Origin of the sequence: Rhizobium sp. BK376 (genome assembly GCF_004341625.1) — a bacterium.
Lineage (GTDB): Bacteria > Pseudomonadota > Alphaproteobacteria > Rhizobiales > Rhizobiaceae > Rhizobium.
In genome coordinates, this window is record NZ_SLZG01000013.1 from 25,650 (window position 1) to 42,990 (window position 17,341).

Below are 17,341 nucleotides of genomic sequence, written 5' to 3' on the forward strand. Positions count from 1 at the left end.
ACTCGATGCTCATTGCTCAACCATGTGATAGAAAGCGCTATGTCTTATCTCGATAATGTGCGCGTCTTCGTTCGCGTGATGGAACTCGGTACGCTTTCAGCCGCGGGACGCGATCAGCGCGTGACCCCCGCCGTCGCCAGCAATCGTATCAAGGAGCTGGAGCGCCATCTCGGCGTGCGGCTCTTCAACCGCACGACACGCAAGCTGTCGCCGACCGAGCATGGACGCGTCTTCTACGAGGGCGCGGCCAAGATCATCGAAGCGGTGAACGAAGCGGAGGCGGCGGTCGCGGACCTGTCGCACAATCCGAAAGGCGCCCTCAGGATTACCGCGCCGCTCGGCATCGGCCGGCGACTGATCGCCTCGGGCATCCCTGAATTTCACGACAAGTATCCGGATATCGAAGTGCGTGTCCGCCTGTCGGACCATAACGTCGACATTCTCGCCGAAGGCGTCGATGTCGCCTTCAAGCTCGGCGTTCTCGAGGATTCGAACCTGCGCATGCGCGGCATCCTTAATTGCCAGCGCTTGCTCTGTGCCTCGCCGGATTATCTTTCTCACCGCGGCATGCCTGCCAATGCCGATGCGCTGATCGCCGACAAGCACGATTGCCTGCTGCTACGCTACCCCGGCTCCAAGGAATATTTCTGGACGCTGGTGACAGCCGAGGGTCCGCGCAAATTCGAGGTCGCCGGTCCCTATGACAGCGACGACGGCGACGTGCTGACCCAATGGGCGCTGGAGGGGCGCGGCATCATCAACAAGCCGCTCTTCGAGGTGAAGGCCTATCTCAACGAGGGCCGGCTGGTGGAAATCCTGAAGGACAGCCCGCCCGCCTCCGTGCAACTGGCCGCGATCTATCCGCACAAGCGCTTTCAGGACCCGAAGGTGCGGCTGATGATCGATTTCATGGCCGATCGCTGTCAGCGGCTGATCGGTGCGCTGTTGGACGACGAGCCGGCCGGCGCGCTAATAGATAGTTGATTGGCCTTTGCCGACCAGCTCAGGGCCGCAGTCATGATTTCCGCCGCAGCAAGGGTCGCGATCACCGCTGGGCGTTTGTCCTTGACTGCCGTCCCACCGATCGGGCAAACGAGCCGTCCAAAAAGTTCCGGTTGGCCGATTTCACGCGACAGCCAGTTGCGGAAGGTCGCCCGCTTGGTCTTCGAACCGATCATACCGACATAGGCGGGATCCGGGTGACGAAGCGCTTCGGCGGTGATCAGAAAATCAAGAGCGTGGTCGTGAGTCAGCACGACAAAGCTGCTTCCGGCTGGCGCATCGCGCACCACCGCTTCCGGCATTGCCGTCAGACAGGTCTCGATTCGCGGCACCGACGAGGCGGCCAGCTCATCCTCACGGGTATCGACCAGAACGACGCGCAGTGGTGCCAGTGACAGCGCCATCGCGAGCGCGTCGCCGACGTGGCCCGCCCCGAAGACGTAGACATGCGGGCGTGCAGCCATTTCCCGGTCGCTGCGGTCGATCAGCTCACAGGCGAGCTGTGGATCGAGCGCGGTGAGGTCGAGGCTGACATAGCCGCCGCAGCACTGACCAATTTGCGGACCAAGCGGCACATTCATCCGCGTTGGGGGCGTCTGGAGCCTGAGCGCCCGCCGCGCCTGGTCGATCGCCATATGCTCGAGCTGCCCGCCGCCTATGGTCGCATAGATCGCCCGCTCCGACACCAGCATCCAGGCGTCGGTATCTCGTGGGGTCGATCCTTCGGCGCCGACCACCTCGATCAGGATCGAGACCGGTTCGCGGCGCAGATAATCGCGGATGTCTTCGCGCGCCGGCATGACCCTACTCCTTCATCGCCGCCTTCAGACGCTCGATCGCCATCAGCACGCGCTCGGGCGTTGCCGGTGCATCGAGGCGCGGACAGATCCGGTGGTCGGCAACGCTCGCCACCGCATCCGAGAGCGCGTGCAGGACAGAAAGACCAAGCGGCAGTGGCGGCTCACCAACCGCCTTGGAGCGGTGGATCGTCGGCTCATAGGCCTCTGACCAGTTGGTGAGCGAAACGTTGAAGATCTTCGGCCGATCGGAAGCGAGCGGGATCTTGTAGGTCGATGGCGCATGCGTTCTGAGCCGGCCTTTACCATCCCACCAAAGTTCCTCGGTGGTGAGCCAACCCATGCCTTGGATGAAACCACCCTCGATCTGCCCGATGTCGATCACTGGGTTCAGCGAGCGGCCGGTATCGTGCAGGATGTCGGTGCGCTCGACAACATATTCGCCGGTCAGCGTGTCGACCGACACCTCCGAACAGGCCGCACCATAGGCATAGTAATAGAAGGCATGACCGCGGCCCTTGGAACGATCCCAATGGATTTTCGGTGTCTTGTAAAAGCCTGCAGCGGACAGTTGAACACGTGCCAGATACGCTTTCTTGACAAGATCGGAAAAAGAGATCTCCTCGTGACCTATCCGCACCCGGTTGGGCAGGAACACCACCTGATCGGGGGGCACGCCGTGGCTTTCCGCCGCGAAAGCGATCAGCCGGTCCTTGATCTGGCGGGCGGCATTCTGCGCCGCCATGCCGTTTAGATCGGCCCCCGAGGAGGCGGCAGTCGGCGCGGTGTTCGGCACCTTGGCGGTCGTCGTTGCTGTAATCTTCACCCGATCGAGATCAATCTGGAATTCTTCCGCCACCACCTGCGCGACCTTCAGATGCAGCCCCTGCCCCATCTCCGTGCCGCCATGGTTCATGTGCACGGAGCCATCCGTATAGACATGCACCAGTGCACCCGCCTGGTTCGATTCCGTCTTGGTGAAGGAGATGCCGAATTTTACCGGCGTGAGCGCCACCCCACGTTTGACGAAGCGGCTCTCGGCGTTGAATGCCGCGACGGCGCGGCGGCGGCCGGCATAGTCCGCGCTTTCCTCGAGCTCGGCAACGATGCGCTGGATGATGCAGTCCTCGACCTTCTGGTGATAGGGCGTGAGGTTGCGTTCCCCATCGACGCCCATCGCGTCGTAGAAATTCAGTTTGCGGATTTCCAGCGGATCCTTGCCTACGGCGAAGGCCACCTCATCGATGACTCGCTCGGCCCCCACCATGCCCTGCGGGCCGCCAAAGCCGCGGAAAGCGGTGTTGGAAACGGTGTTGGTATAGAGCGGCGCCGACTTGGCATGCACATGCGGGAAGAAATAGGCATTGTCGCAATGGAACAGCGCACGGTCGCCGACCGCGCCGGATAGGTCGGCGGAAAATCCGGCCCGAAGCGCAAAGAGGTAGTCGATCGCAAGAATGCGACCATCGTCGTCGAAGCCGACGTCGTAGTCGATGGCGAAGTCATGCCGCTTGCCGGTGGCGACCATGTCCTCGTCGCGATCGAGCCGGATCTTGACGGCGCGCTTCAGCTTCTTGGCCGCGATCGCCGCGAGCGCAGCACACTGGTTCGCCTGTGTTTCCTTTCCGCCGAAGCCGCCGCCCATGCGGCGAACTTCGATCGTGACGGCGTGACTCGACACGCCGAGCGCATGAGCGACCATATGCTGCGTTTCGCTCGGCGCTTGGGTCGAGCAATAGACGATAACGTCCTCATCCTCTCCCGGAATGGCCAGCGAGACTTGGCCTTCGAGATAGAAATGGTCCTGACCGCCGAGTTGCATGCGGCCCTTGATCCGGCGCGGCGCAGTCGCAAGCGCGCTGGCCGCATCGCCGCGTTTCAATGTCAGCGGTGTAAAGACCTGTCGGTGCTTGGCAACATCAAGATCCCAGATGTCTATGTCGGCCGGCAGTTCCTCGTATTCGATTTTGGCAAGACGCGCGGCACGGCGCGCAAGATCGCGTGTTTCCGCGATCACGCAGAAGATCGGCTGCCCGTGAAACTCGACCTTGTCGACCGCTAGCACGGGGTCATCATGCATGCCTGAGGGCGAAATATCATTGACGCCGGGGACATCCTCATAGGTGAGGACGGAGACCACACCAGGCGCATCACGCACCGCCGACAGATCGACCGATTTCAGGATACCATGCGACACGCTCGACAGGCCAAGACCGGCATGCAGCGTGCCTGCGGGTTCGGTGATGTCGTCGATATAGACGGCCGTTCCGGAGACATGTTTGTGGGCCGAGTCGTGACGCGGGCTGGAATGGACGCCGCCTACGATGCTTGTGGCCTTTAGGTCGGATGTGTGCTTGTTCATAGCTTACGCGGCCTCGTATCTGGACACCTGCGCCGCGACGGCGCTGTCGGTGATTTCCATGTAGAAACGCAGCAGGAGATTGCGCGCCACCAGTGCCCGATAGTCGGCGGTGGCGCGCATGTCGGTCAAGGGCGCATAGTCCTCGGCATATCTCTCCATGGCTGCCTCCACGGTGTTCTCGTTCCAGGGCTGGCCGAGCAGCGCCTTTTCCACGGCAGTGGCGCGCTTCGGCGTCGCCGCCATCCCACCATAGGCGATGCAGATCGATGCCACCGTTCCGTCCGCCGCCAAGGCCAGACAGAAGGCGGCTAGCGTTGCCGTAATATCCTCGTCGCGGCGCTTGGTCACCTTGTAGACGGCGAATTTTTCGCCCGGAGCCGGGACCGGAATATGCAAGGCCTCGACGAATTCTCCGGGCTGACGATCCTGCTTGCCATAGGCAATGAAGAAATTTTCGAGCAGAATGGTGCGCCGCTCTGCGCCCTTGCGCAAGGTCAGCGTCGCGCCGAGCGCGATCAGCGCCGGTGGCGTATCGCCGATCGGCGAGCCGTTGGCGATGTTGCCGCCGATCGTGCCCATATTGCGCACCTGCTGGCCGCCGATGCGGGTGATGAGCGGGCCAATCGCCGGAATATGCTGCGAGAGCAGCGAAATCGCCTCGCTATAAGTCACGCCGGCGCCAATGGAGATCACGCCATCCTTCATCGCGATGGATTTCAGCTCATCGAGCCCGGCGATGAAGACCGCAGGCGCGATGTCGCGCATATGCTTGGTGACCCAGAGGCCGACATCGGTGGAACCGGCAACGATCGTGGCGGTTGGCGATGCCTCCAGCACGGCGGCGAAATCGTCGAGATTGGCCGGCACGACCAGACGGTGCCTGCCTTCACCGATCTCGACGCGAGCGCCATCGCGCAATGCCTTCAGGCGCGCAATCATCGCTTTTCGTTCGGCCAGCAGCGGATCCTTCTCGGTTCCGCCATAACTCGAGATCGCCCGGGCAGCCCGCAGGATCGGCTCATAACCTGTGCAACGACAGAGATTGCCCTGCAGCGCCGTCTCGATCTGCTGGTCCGTCGGGTTCGGCGTCTGCATCCAGAGCGCATAGAGCGACATGACGAAACCCGGCGTGCAGAAGCCGCATTGCGAGCCGTGAAAATCGACCATGGCCTGCTGCACCGGATGCAACCGCTCGCCGTCGCCGGCAACATGTTCGACGGTGACCACATGACAACCGTCCAGCGAGCCGAGGAAGCGGATGCAGGCATTGACGCCCTCATAGACGAGACCGCCCACCGGCGTCAGCCGGCCGACGAGTACCGTGCAGGCGCCGCAATCGCCTTCGCCGCAGCCCTCCTTCGTGCCTTTCAGCGAGCGCGAGAGACGCAACCAGTCGAGCAACGTCTGATCGGGCGCAACATTCGCGAGGACGACGTCCTGACCGTTCAGGATAAAGCGCAGTTCGGAGCGAATTGGCGTAGCGGTCATCGTTCAGCTCCCGCGATAGGTGGAATAGCTGTAGGGCGAGAGGAGCAGCGGCACGTGATAATGCGCATTCCTCTCGCTCATGCCGAAGCGAATCGGGATGAGATCGAGAAACTCGGCTCGCTCGCCCAGGCCGCGGAAATAATCGCCGGCATGGAAGCGGAGTTCGTAGGTCCCGGCCTCCATGGCTTCATCAGACAGGAGCGGCGCGTCGCAGCGGCCATCATCATTGGTCTCGACGGATTTCAGATGATGCAGCGTATCGCCCTCAACCCGGTAAAGATCGATGCGCAAACCGTGGGCCGGCTTGCCGCGGGCCGTATCCAGCACATGGGTCGTTAGCCGGCCGGTTCGTTGCGAATGAGACTGCATATTTTCTCCAGAACGTCGTTCTCCTATCTCCACTATCCGACAGGCAGATTGCTCTGAAAAGCATCGGGATCCTTCGAGACTTTCAAATTTTCCAGGGGGAATGGCGCGCGTAATTTGAGTTTACAACTCCGCCATCGATAAAATCTGGAGGATATTTTTCATGCGCTATTGCCGCGATCTCGAAGGGTATGGCGCATCGCCGCCGGCGGCCCATTGGCCTGAGGGCGCGTATATCGCCGTACAATTCGTGCTGAACTACGAAGAGGGCGGCGAGAACTGCGTGTTGCATGGCGATGCCGCCTCAGAAGCCTTCCTGTCCGAAATCGTCGGCGCCGCCCCATGGCCGGACCAGCGGCACTGGAACATGGAATCGGTCTATGAGTATGGTGCGCGCGCCGGCTTCTGGCGACTGCACCGGCTTTTCACCGAAAAGCGCGTGCCCGTGACGGTCTATGGCATCGCCACCGCCCTGCAGCGCTCACCGAGCCAGGTCGCGGCCATGCAGGACGCCGGCTGGGAGATCGCCTCGCACGGGCTGAAATGGGTCGAGCACAAGGACATGGCGCCGGCAACCGAACGCGCGGCGATCACAGCGGCCATCCGCCTGCATGAGCTTGTAACCGGCGAGCGGCCGCGCGGATGGTATACCGGCCGATGCTCGGCCAACACCGTCGATCTGGTGGCTGAGGAAGGTGGCTTTGCCTATATCTCCGACTCCTATGCCGACGACCTCCCCTATTGGCATCAGCATGACGGCCGCCAACAGCTCGTCATTCCCTATACGCTCGACGCCAACGACATGCGCTTTGCCACGCCACAGGGCTTCAACAGCGGCGACCAGTTCTTCACCTATCTCAAGGATTCGTTCGACGCGCTCTATCTGGAAGGTGCTTCCGGCCGCCCGAAAATGATGAGCATCGGCCTGCATTGCCGCCTGATCGGCCGGCCCGGCCGCGTCATGGCGCTTGCCCGCTTCATCGACTATGTCCAAAGCCACGAGAAAGTCTGGATCGCGCGCCGCATCGATATCGCCGAGCATTGGGCGAAGGTCCATCCGCCGAGACCGGTCAGCGAGCGGCCATCGCAATTGCCGGAAGAGGTCTTCGTCGATCGCTTCGGCGGCGTCTTCGAGCATTCCGAATGGATCGCGCGCCGAGCCTGGGCCGGTGAACTTTCTCCGGCGAACGACACCGCCATCGGGCTGCATGCAGCACTGGCCTTCCAGTTTCGCGCCGCCAGCAAAGAGGAACGGCTGCGCGTGCTCATGGCCCACCCCGATCTTGCCGGCAAGCTTGCACAGGCAAAACAGCTCACCGCCAGCTCCACCGAAGAACAGGCATCAGCGGGCCTCGACGCGCTGACGGACGAAGAACGGACGCGGTTCACCGATCTCAACAGCCGTTATGTCATCAAATTCGGCTTCCCGTTCATCATCGCGGTGAAAGGCTTGAACAAGGACAAGATCCTGGCGGCTTTCGAGACCCGTATCGGCAACGACCGCGACACCGAATTTTCAACCGCCCGCCGCCAGGTGGAGCGGATCGCTCTGCTGCGCCTCTCCGCCATGTTGCCCGCAGGCCTGCAATCGCCATCGGCCCCGTAACAATCAGCGGCGTGAAAAGCATAGGGAGACCAACATGAAGGAAATCGAGATCCAGCCTCTTACCAAAGCCGCCTTCGCTCCTTTCGGCGAGGTGATCGAAATGGGAGGGGCGCGGAATCCCCATCAATGCCGGGACCTGTATCCGCTACCACGACCTCGCCAATATCGAGACCACGGGCGAGAAGGCGCGGCCGATGATCAGCCTGATGCGGGCCGAACCTCGCGCGCTGCCGCTCGAACTGAAGATGGTGGAGCGGCACCCCCTCGGCAGCCAGGCCTTCATTCCGCTGGGAGACCACAGGTTTCTGGTGGTCGTGGCAGAAGAAACGGAGAATGGCCCCGGTGAGCCGCTGGCCTTCCGCACCGGGCCGGGACAGGGCGTCAATATCGCACGCAATGTCTGGCATGGCGTGCTGACGCCTCTCGACCACCTGTCGGATTTCGCGGTCGTCGACCGGGGCGGAGACGGCGTCAATCTGGAAGAGCATTACTATGGGGAAGCCTTCCTCATCCGCTGATCGACCATCGTTAGACCAACATGCAAATAAGCCGGGCCGTCCTTTCGAACGGCCCGGCTTATTCTTGGCTGCGTCCTATTGCGCGAAGAAGGCGAAGCGGACCACGAACAGCCCGGCCACGATCTGCGTTGCCGGATGCAAGATCGACCAGCGGCCGGTACAGATTTTCAGCACCACATAGGTGACGAAGCCGAAGGCAAGGCCGTTGGCGATCGAATAGGTGAAGGGCATGGCAAGCGCGGTGAGCGCAGCCGGTGCCGCCTCCGTCAAGTCGTCCCAGTCGATCTCGGTCAGTTCACGCATCATCAGGCATGCAACATAAAGCAGGGCCGGAGCGGTTGCATAGGTCGGCACCGAAGCAGCAAGCGGCGATATGAACAAAGCGGCGAGGAAGAGTACGGCGATAGCCAGTGCCGTCAGGCCGGTGCGCCCGCCCGCCTGCACGCCCGAAGCGCTTTCGACATAGGCCGTCGTGCTGCTTGTGCCCATCAGCGAGCCGGCCACGATGGCGGCACTGTCGGCAAGCAAAGCCCGGCTCAGGCGGCTTGGCTGCCCATCCTCGATGAGCTTCGCGCGCTTGGCAACGCCAATCAGCGTGCCGGTCGCATCAAAGACTTCGACAAGCACGAACACCAGGATCACGTGGATGAGACCGCCATGAAGCGCGCCGACAATGTCGAGCTGCAAAAAGGTCGGCAGCATCGATGGCGGCATGGAAACGATGCCGTGGAACTGGCTGACCCCTGTAATCCACGAGAGCACGGTCACGGCAAGAATGCCGATCAGGATCGCCCCTTTCACCTTCAAGGCATCGAGCACGGCGATAGTGAAGAAGCCGAAGATCGCCAGAAGCGGACCGGTTTCCCGCAGGCTTCCCAGACCGACGAGCGTCGCCGGATTATCGACGACGATGTTGGCGCTCTTCAGCGCGATGATCGCGAGGAAAAGACCGATACCGGCAGCGATCGCGCTTCTCAGCGAATGCGGAATACCGTCGATCAGCCATCTGCGAACGCCGGTCACCGTCAGGAGCACGAAGATCATGCCCGAGATGAAGACCGCCCCGAGCGCCTGCTGCCAGGTGAAGCCGAGGGCCGCAACGACGGTGAAGGCGAAGAACGCATTGAGCCCCATGCCCGGCGCCATGCCGATCGGCCAGTTGGCGACGAGCGCCATCACGATCGAGCCCAATGCTGCGGCAAGACATGTGGCCACGAATATGGCGTCGCGATCCATGCCCGTGCTCGACAAGATGTCGGGGTTGACGAAGATGATATAGGACATCGTCAGGAACGTCGTTACCCCCGCGATGAGTTCGGTGCGCACGGTGGTGCCGTGCTCACGCAATTTGAAAAGCCCTTCAAACATGGTTCCTCCCGAGGGCAGCGTTTCCGGCGCTCCCTGCTGTCGTGGCCCCCCGCATCTCCTCCAGATACAGGCACAAGCAATGCGACATACGGCGCATTTCCTGCGGTCCATGATTGTGCTTCGTCGGCGCGCGCACCGCTAGAGCGGGATTTCCCCGTAAAAATACGAAAGACTTTCAAATTTTCGCAGCTATTTTCGGGCTGTCTATTCCGCTTTTGAAAGCGACAAATGGCCTAAATAACCATTAGATACGGATGAATCGCCAGCCCATCCAAGGGGTTTCGGCGTGATACTGCCGATTAGGCAACGATATATGCACAATAGTTCGCGGAGTGCAAAGTGACCAAGCCAACCTATTTCGCGCCACGCGGCGGCCTGCCCGCCCAGACGGATCTTCTCACCGGTCGCGCAGTCTTCACGCAAGCCTATGCCGTGATCCCCAGGGGGGTGATGACGGATATCGTCACGAGCTATCTTCCCTTCTGGACCGGCACCCGCGTCTGGGTCATCGCCCGTCCGCTCTCCGGTTTCGCCGAAACTTTTTCGCAATATATCATGGAGGTTGCCCCCGGTGGCGGCAGCGACCAGCCGGAACTGGACCCGCAGGCCGAAGGGGTGCTCTTTGTCACAGAAGGCGAGATCACGGTCGAAATCGGTGGCGAAACACATGTTCTGCGGCCTGGAGGCTACGGATTCCTGCCGCCGTCCAGCGGCTGGCGTCTGTACAATCGCGCACAGGTCGAGGCACGGTTCCATTGGATACGCAAGTCCTATGAGAAGGTTCCGGGGCTAGGCAGCCCGGAACCGATCTTTTTGAACGAACAGGATATCGCTCCGACTGCGATGCCCGACACCGAAGGCAGGTGGGCGACGACCCGCTTCGCCGATCCGCTGGATCTCCGCCACGACATGCATGTCACGATCGTGACCCTGGAGCCGGGCGCCGTCATTCCCTTTGCGGAAACCCATGTGATGGAGCACGGCCTCTATGTCCTCGAAGGCAAGGCAGTCTACCGGCTGAATCAGGACTGGGTGGAAGTCGAAGCGGGCGACTTCATGTGGCTCCGCGCATTTTGCCCGCAAGCTTGCTACGCTGGTGGCCCCGGAAAGTTTCGTTATCTTCTCTATAAAGATGTCAACCGGCACATGAAGCTCTTGCGCTAGCATCGAATTGGCTCTGGCGTTTTCGACCGATCGTGGTGAATCCGCAGCGCGTTTTCAGGATCAATGATCGGCCAAGCCTTCGAGCGCCACCATTTCCGCGGCGGATAGCTCCAAATCACACGCTTCAATATTTTGCTCCAAGTGTGCAATCGAGGAAGTGCCGGGGATTAGGATGATGGAAGGGGACTTTTGTAACAGCCAAGCAAGTGCAACTTGGGCAGGCCGAGCGTCTCTTCGAGCTGCTATCCCAACCACAGCCTCCAATTCCAGTAGGCCACCAGAGTGCAAAGGCCAGAAGGGAATGAACGCAATCTTATTCAGTTCGCAGTAAGTCAACACGTCCTCGTGCACCCGAGTGATAAGATTGTAGACGTTCTGGACTGTCGCAATCTCGACTACGCTCCTTGCTCGCTCAATCGCCTCGACGCCGACTTCCGAAAGCCCGATATGACGAATTTTCCCTTCGTCGCGGAGAGCGCGGAATACTTCCATGGTCTCCTCCACCGGAATTGCGGGATCGATCCGATGAAGCTGGCAAAGATTGAGACATTCCACTCCAAGCTTGCGGAGGCTACCTTCGACCGCATCGCGGATATGCCTCTCGGACCCATTCATTGAAATGCCCGGGTTCTCCCTCGTCGCGGGGCCATCTTTGCGAACCAGGCCTGCTTTCGTGCCGATCACGAGACCAGAGGGATAGGGATAGAGAGCTTCGCGGATGATGCGCTCATTGTGGTCGGGGCCATAAACATCTGCGGTGTCGATGAAATCAACGCCAAGCTCGACCGCCCGACGGAGCAATGCACGCGCATAGCCTTCGTCTTCAGGAGGCCCCCAAACTCCAGGACCGGTCAGCTTCATCGCGCCATAGCCCATTCGGTGTACTGGTAGCTCGCCACCAATGTTAAACACGCCACTTTTCGCCACCATTCCCATTGCAATTTCCTTTTCGACATTAGCAGGTGACAAGTCTTATAAGTGTGGAGTACAGTCCCTAGTCAATAGGGAAAAACGATGCTGATTTCAGAATTTTCAAAGGCAACCGAACTGAGCCGGGATACGGTGCGCTTCTACGTACGCCTAGGCCTTCTCCGACCTCGGGCCACCGATAAGGGCGGGCGCCGCCCTTATCAAATTTTCACTGACGAGGACGTTCAGGCAGCAAAGATAATACGAGTTGCCCAGTCACTAGGGATGCCGCTAAAGGAAATTGCCAATATTGCCAAGGAGCGTCGCGAGGGGCGTATGACCCGGAAGCGAAGCGCCGAAGTTCTGCGCGGGCAACTCGCAGTACTAGAAATCAAAGCTACTGAATTGCAAGCAATTACAGCCTATCTACGTGACGAGATCGCCTGGCTCGAAGGCGACGCAACAGGCTCTCTCGCTGATTTCGGGGACTATCTGAAGAATGCGCCGCGCAGTATTCCCTACGAAAAACTGGACTCCCACTCTCAGCATCCGGTCTAGTATCGCGCGGGATTGTCAGCAATCATTGGCAAAGCACTTGTCCGTGTCCCGTCGACCTTTGCACCAGCAAAGGCCAAATGGGGTGCGAGACTACGATTGTTCTCCGCCGGAAAATTTAGCACGGGCGTAGAAACTGCATCCAGTTCGGCCACGTGACCCGGTGTCAGATTGATGTCGAGCGCTTCAAGATTTGCATGTAGCTGCTCGATCCGCCGTGCTCCAATCAGTGTAGATTCAACACCGGGCCGGCGGTGAACCCATGCCAGGGCCACTGCGGCGGCGGTAGAGTCGTTAGCAGCAGCGACTTTGTTGAGTGCATCTATGATGACGAACTCTCCTTCAGTCGGACCGCTAGAAGACCCAGTCCGGTCGGATTTAAGCTTGCCAGCGTTCTCGCGAGTGTACTTCCCGGAAAGCTTCCCACCGCGGAGCGGTCCCCAAGGCATGACTCCTAAACCCAGCTCCTGTGCCATTGGAACCAGTTCACCCTCGACAGTGCGGGCGAGGAGAGAGTACTCGACCTGCATTGCTATCAGGGGCGCCCAACCACGAAAATCGGTGATCATCTGCGCCTGCGATGCCTTCCACGCGGGCACGTCAGATATCCCTAGATACCGTACCTTGCCCGCAGTGACCAAGTCATCCATGGCCCGCAGCGTCTCTTCAATCGGAGTTCTCCGATCCCAATTATGCAACCAATAGAGATCAATAAAGTCCGTTTGGAGACGACGCAATGACGCCTCACATTGTTCAACAATTGCCTTACGGCCCGCTCCGCCGCCGTTCGGATCGCCGATATGAAGGTTGCCGAAGAACTTGGTCGACAGAACGGCACGGTTGCGGCGACCTGGTCGCGCAGCAAAGTAATCTCCGATAATCTTCTCAGAGTGCCCATTCGTATAGATGTTGGCCGTATCGATAAAGTTGCCACCACGACCAAGATACTCACCAAGAATGGCCTCGGATTCCGCGACGCTCGAACCCCACCCCCAATCTTCGCCGAAAGTCATTGTGCCAAGACAGAAAGGGCTAACTCGGAGGCCTGATCGTCCGAGTGTGACATACGAATCAAGTGACATTTGTTTGTCCTCTTATGGATGGATATCGCTCGCCCGGCGCATGCCATGCGAGGTATTCGTGGTGGATCGCGCCCTAGCGCGATGCTAACAGTGTGGGGGCGGGGCTTAAGGAGAGCTACGAGTTCGCCCTGGTCGGTCGAAGCAGCATTGACAGAGCGGCAGCGATGAGCGAGAGGCCAATGAACCCTTGCAGAACCGTCTGATAGTGGCCGTGGAGATCGACTAGACGACCAGTAGTCCATGTCGCGGCTAGAGAAAGCACTACCATTATGGGTGTCACAAGGCCAGCCACCGTTCCGAACGCGTTTCGTCCAAAGACCTGGCCGACAACATATGCCATCATGACAGCGGAAGCCCCGCCACTAGCACCGGCGATCAAAGCCCCGATACCAAAAGAAAGCGCCGAACCTTCGTTCATAAATAGCAAGCAAGCAATCACGTAGCCGGCAGCCGGAATCGTCGTCAGTACCCTGAGCGGAATTCTATCGGCGAGCCAGCCCACTAGTAGCTTGCTTGCCACCGAAGACACTGCCAAACCCGACAAAAAGAACGAGGCTGCCTGTAAGTCGACATGCGACGCGTTCGCCATGGGGACTAAATACGTCATCAGCTGGCTAACTATCAGAGGAGAAATTGTTACAATTAGCCCAACGACCCAAAAGTGCGGGGAGCGGATCAGAGCCCGAACCTCAAAACTCTCAGACTGCCGGGACGCGGTCGAAGGTACTGCGCTTGCCGGATCCGGCATACCATCCGGAAAGAGACCTTTGTCTTCTGGCCAGTTGACGATCAGGCGAATCGCGAAGGGGATCATGAGCGCAATGATCACACCGTAGGCGACCATTGTTGGCGAAAAGCCGAAGCGGCCGATAGAGTAGGTCATTAGCGGAGCAATGAAAAAGCCTGGCAACGCAAAGCCGCATGAAGCTATTCCGAACGCCAATCCCCGCCTTAACGTGAACCATCGTGCGATCATAGTTTGTGCGACAGGAAGTGCCATTTGGCCGATGCCGAACACTAGGGCGTAGATCACAGCAACTTGCCACACCTCGGTGACCATGCTCAGCGCAAGGTAGCCCACCGACATTGCAGTCAGGATCGCAGCTGAAAACCAAGATAGGGGGACCCGGCCAACGAGGATCCCGAAAAGAGCTGAAGAGATGCCATAAGAGATCATCATGATCCCAGTTGTCGCTAACAATATTTCTTCATTTGAGACCGCAAAGCGATCGCGAAAGCTGACAATAATAATGCCGTTGAGATAGACCTGACCTGGCCCCACGGCCTGCATTAGCGCGGAGAAGAATACGATAACCCATCCGTAATATAGTTTTGGTTTCGGCACTGCTTTATCTATATCCACGATACTTTCCCTCGCCTTCTGGCCGCGGGTATCCGGACCATCCCGGTGTCACCGACTTTCGGTGATTTCAGTTTTGGTCTGGTATTCGGATCCCATTTTGCTGCCGCCACCGAAACCTTCCTTGGAAAGGCTGACAACCATGCCATCGAGGTGGCCAATTCTGGAAAACGGTCTTGCAAGATTCTGCGGCCGCCCCCTTCATTAAAACCACAATTGAATCGCGTCTCAGTAGATCAATGCTGCCGTTCTCTTGCATTTTCCTGTCATTCTCGATGAATTCCTGTATCTGACTATTGCCGTCCATGTGCTCTCCTGCTTTCTTGCCGACATGGAACAACTTGCGGAGCTTCGCGAATTGATTGGTCGTCATATCGCCCCCGGTGATATGACGACGTCCCTTACCCCGGTCCCGATGCTGAGGATCACGCGCAGCCACATAACGACTGAACCGATCGCGCATGTATTCGAACCCGTATTGGCGGTGGTCGCTCAGGGGGAAAAGCGAATAGTTCTTGGCGATCGAATATTCTCCTATGGGATCGGCCAATATCTTATTGTTTCTGTCGATCTCCCTGTACGAAGCCACATCGTTTCCGCAACTAAAGAAAAACCGTTCTTCGCAATTGGCTTGACGCTCAAGCCGGCCGCTATTGCAAGCGTTCTTCTCGAAGTCGCGACAGCGGAGCCTGCTGCGGTCGGACTTGCTGGAATAGGCGTCAGTGACGCTCCCGCCGATCTCCTTGATCCGATCCTCCGCCTGGTGAGGCTCCTCGATTCGCCAAGAGACATTCCGGTCCTGCTACCTGGAATCGAGCGAGAGATTCTTTGGCGCTTGCTCAATGGAGAACAGGGGGCAATAGTCCGTCAGGTTGGTTTCGCAGACAGCCGATTGTCTCAGATTAGCCATTCTATTCGATGGATTCGAACGCATTTCGCTGAAGCACTCAGCGTCGACGATCTCGCCTCGCAAGCCCAGATGAGCTTATCGACATTTCACCGTCATTTTCGCGCGGTGACTACGATGACTCCGATTCAGTATCAAAAGCAAGTTCGCTTACAAGAAGCTCGAGCTCGACTGATCGCAGACGCCGAAGACGTCGCCTCTGTTGGATTTTCAGTCGGCTACGACAGCCCGTCTCAATTCAGCCGTGAGTATAGCCGGTTCTTTGGTTCGCCTCCCGGACGGGATGCGGCGCGCCTGCGCATGATATCGCTACCCGACACAGCGCAGTCTAGCGTTTTGTCCTACTGATCCTGTACTTGCTCGGTCACGCGTGCCAGCCAATAAGTTAAAGGCTGTGGCGTCCAAAGCCGCCGAAGCAAGGAATTGAAGGCAGCATCCAGGCTGCGCTGACATTAGTAAAACAATTCTTGTGGCCGTTCGAAATTAGCGGCGAGTCGGCGTGGACTTTACTCACCGCTCTTGGGTCAAGGCAGCGAACCAGTACGATAGAATTCCATGTTTCTCTACGGCAGCGCGGAGGCGCCAGAGGCCGCATCACCAATTCGCAAGCGACAGTTTCTCGTCCTAACGGAAATACTTCTGTCTTGATCTGAAGTAATTGCCCAAATCCATTCTTCGCTCCGGTGAACGGCAGGGACACATACTAGGTCAGACTCAGCATCAGTGGCACCCGGAAATCGAGCCATTCTCCCTGATACCCCGTAGATGTACATTCGAGGCTATAGCTCCCCCGGCTTTGACCGGCTTGCGCTGAAAACCCACTCAATGCGCGACCGAGTACAATCGAATTGTCAGGGGCATCTCAAACATGATTTCGAAACCTAAGTGTCGCTACTTCTGGTAATCTTTAGCAGAAAATCGACAACCGCGCGCACTTTGGCAGGTGTCCGCCGATTTGCAGGAAAAACAATGGCGATTGGTTCGGCCTCGATCTCGTAGTCCTCGAGGAGCGGCACCAGTTGACCGCGCTTCAGTTCCTCGCGAAACAACCACCAAGTTGCCTGAGATATCCCCAAACCTTTGACGGCCGCTTCACGCAGTATATCACCGCTGTCCGTGATCAAAGCGCCGGACACTCGTACGACGTTTTCGCCGCCGCCCTCGCCGCGGAAGTGCCAATTGGGACCAAATGCCCCGGTTATGCAATTGTGGGCGGCAAGGTCCTCTGGGGTCTCTGGCTTGCCATATCGCTCGATGTAGCTTGGCGCGGCTACGGTCTTTTGGACGCCGCGCACGAGAATACGGTTTATCAGCCGCGAATCCATCAATCGACCAGAATGGACGACGAGATCGAATCCCCCTTCAATGGGATTTGCCGTTTGGCTTTTCAGGCAGAGATCAAGCACCACCTTGGGATATTGCTCATAGAACTCCGCCAAAGCCGGGATCACGGTCATCCGGCCGAATGAAGGAGGCAGCGCGATCCGAACTGGACCACTCGGAGCGATATTGGCTTCTCGGATTGACCCTTCCGCGTCGTCCAGATCTGCGAGGATTTGCCGACAGCGCTCATAATATTCGGCACCGTATTCAGTAAGATGCATTCGTCTGGTGGTCCTGTGAACTAACTGGACCCCAAGTCCTTCTTCGAGCCGTGTCACGCTTTTCGTGACGGCGGACGTGGTAGTGGAAAGCGCCTTCGCAGCAACGGTGAATCCACCAAGCTCCGCGACCCGGACGAACGACAATATATCCTGAAATCTGTTCAATTTTCACCGCTCGCTGCTCAACAAATGCGCACTCTCGCCCAATGCAAGCGCAACAGCTTAAGGATTTGGCTATCAATCACAAGTGGAC

14 protein-coding genes and 1 pseudogene are annotated in these 17,341 nt (G+C 58.8%); 6 read left to right on the forward strand and 9 right to left on the reverse strand.

Features of this window, described 5'->3' with window-relative positions:
* The first annotated feature begins 39 nt into the window (after positions 1-39).
* Positions 40-984, forward strand: a complete 945-nt coding sequence (locus EV561_RS24505) for a LysR family transcriptional regulator (protein ID WP_132525382.1) — start codon at positions 40-42, stop codon at positions 982-984.
* On the opposite strand, the gene xdhC is transcribed toward EV561_RS24505, so the two are convergent.
* The 4 genes from xdhC to uraH are packed head-to-tail and all read right to left on the reverse strand — an operon-like array spanning position 924 to position 6,018.
* The gene (gene xdhC / locus EV561_RS24510; protein ID WP_132525384.1) at positions 924-1,802 is read right to left on the reverse strand and encodes a xanthine dehydrogenase accessory protein XdhC; all 879 of its coding nucleotides are present in this window, start codon (positions 1,800-1,802) and stop codon (positions 924-926) included. The two genes, EV561_RS24505 and xdhC, sit on opposite strands and share 61 nt — an antisense overlap.
* Before the next feature lie 4 nt (positions 1,803-1,806).
* Positions 1,807-4,161, reverse strand: coding sequence for a xanthine dehydrogenase molybdopterin binding subunit (gene xdhB, locus EV561_RS24515; RefSeq protein ID WP_132525386.1), 2,355 nt, complete (start codon positions 4,159-4,161; stop codon positions 1,807-1,809).
* Between the two features lie 3 nt (positions 4,162-4,164).
* The gene (xdhA, locus tag EV561_RS24520; RefSeq protein ID WP_132525388.1) at positions 4,165-5,649 is read right to left on the reverse strand and encodes a xanthine dehydrogenase small subunit; all 1,485 of its coding nucleotides are present in this window, start codon (positions 5,647-5,649) and stop codon (positions 4,165-4,167) included.
* Positions 5,650-5,652: 3 nt separating this feature from the next.
* The gene (gene uraH / locus EV561_RS24525) at positions 5,653-6,018 is read right to left on the reverse strand and encodes a hydroxyisourate hydrolase (protein WP_132525390.1); all 366 of its coding nucleotides are present in this window, start codon (positions 6,016-6,018) and stop codon (positions 5,653-5,655) included.
* A 160-nt stretch (positions 6,019-6,178) separates the two neighbouring features.
* Between uraH and puuE the strand changes: the two genes are divergently transcribed.
* Together puuE and EV561_RS24535 are read left to right on the forward strand one after the other, a co-directional pair.
* The gene (gene puuE, locus EV561_RS24530) at positions 6,179-7,621 is read left to right on the forward strand and encodes an allantoinase PuuE (protein ID WP_132525392.1); all 1,443 of its coding nucleotides are present in this window, start codon (positions 6,179-6,181) and stop codon (positions 7,619-7,621) included.
* 34 nt (positions 7,622-7,655) lie between these two features.
* Positions 7,656-8,139: pseudogene (locus EV561_RS24535) on the forward strand (ureidoglycolate lyase).
* A 75-nt stretch (positions 8,140-8,214) separates the two neighbouring features.
* Here the strand turns inward: EV561_RS24535 and EV561_RS24540 are convergent.
* The gene (locus EV561_RS24540) at positions 8,215-9,507 is read right to left on the reverse strand and encodes an NCS2 family permease (RefSeq protein WP_132525394.1); all 1,293 of its coding nucleotides are present in this window, start codon (positions 9,505-9,507) and stop codon (positions 8,215-8,217) included.
* A 339-nt stretch (positions 9,508-9,846) separates the two neighbouring features.
* Here EV561_RS24540 and EV561_RS24545 point away from each other — a divergent pair, with 339 nt between their 5' ends.
* Positions 9,847-10,671 carry a bifunctional allantoicase/(S)-ureidoglycine aminohydrolase gene (locus tag EV561_RS24545; protein WP_132525396.1) on the forward strand — a complete coding sequence of 275 codons (825 nt, stop codon included), beginning with the start codon at positions 9,847-9,849 and terminating at the stop codon, positions 10,669-10,671.
* 60 nt (positions 10,672-10,731) lie between these two features.
* Here the strand turns inward: EV561_RS24545 and EV561_RS24550 are convergent, their stop codons facing one another.
* Positions 10,732-11,607, reverse strand: a complete 876-nt coding sequence (locus EV561_RS24550; RefSeq protein WP_207910585.1) for an aldo/keto reductase — start codon at positions 11,605-11,607, stop codon at positions 10,732-10,734.
* Positions 11,608-11,685: 78 nt separating this feature from the next.
* Between EV561_RS24550 and EV561_RS24555 the strand changes: the two genes are divergently transcribed.
* Positions 11,686-12,138 (forward strand): MerR family transcriptional regulator, encoded by a 453-nt coding sequence (locus EV561_RS24555; protein WP_132525398.1) that lies wholly within the window; start codon positions 11,686-11,688, stop codon positions 12,136-12,138.
* Here EV561_RS24555 and EV561_RS24560 read toward each other — a convergent pair.
* Both EV561_RS24560 and EV561_RS24565 read right to left on the reverse strand, forming a co-directional pair.
* On the reverse strand, positions 12,135-13,217 hold the full coding sequence (locus EV561_RS24560) for an aldo/keto reductase (protein ID WP_132525399.1): 1,083 nt from the start codon (positions 13,215-13,217) through the stop codon (positions 12,135-12,137). The genes EV561_RS24555 and EV561_RS24560 overlap by 4 nt on opposite strands.
* A gap of 115 nt (positions 13,218-13,332) precedes the next feature.
* Positions 13,333-14,580 (reverse strand): MFS transporter, encoded by a 1,248-nt coding sequence (locus tag EV561_RS24565; RefSeq protein ID WP_132525401.1) that lies wholly within the window; start codon positions 14,578-14,580, stop codon positions 13,333-13,335.
* A gap of 250 nt (positions 14,581-14,830) precedes the next feature.
* Between EV561_RS24565 and EV561_RS24570 the strand changes: the two genes are divergently transcribed.
* Positions 14,831-15,832, forward strand: a complete 1,002-nt coding sequence (locus tag EV561_RS24570; RefSeq protein WP_207910586.1) for an AraC family transcriptional regulator — start codon at positions 14,831-14,833, stop codon at positions 15,830-15,832.
* Between the two features lie 533 nt (positions 15,833-16,365).
* Here EV561_RS24570 and EV561_RS24575 read toward each other — a convergent pair.
* The gene (locus tag EV561_RS24575; protein WP_132525403.1) at positions 16,366-17,253 is read right to left on the reverse strand and encodes a LysR family transcriptional regulator; all 888 of its coding nucleotides are present in this window, start codon (positions 17,251-17,253) and stop codon (positions 16,366-16,368) included.
* Between the last annotated feature and the right edge of the window lie 88 nt (positions 17,254-17,341).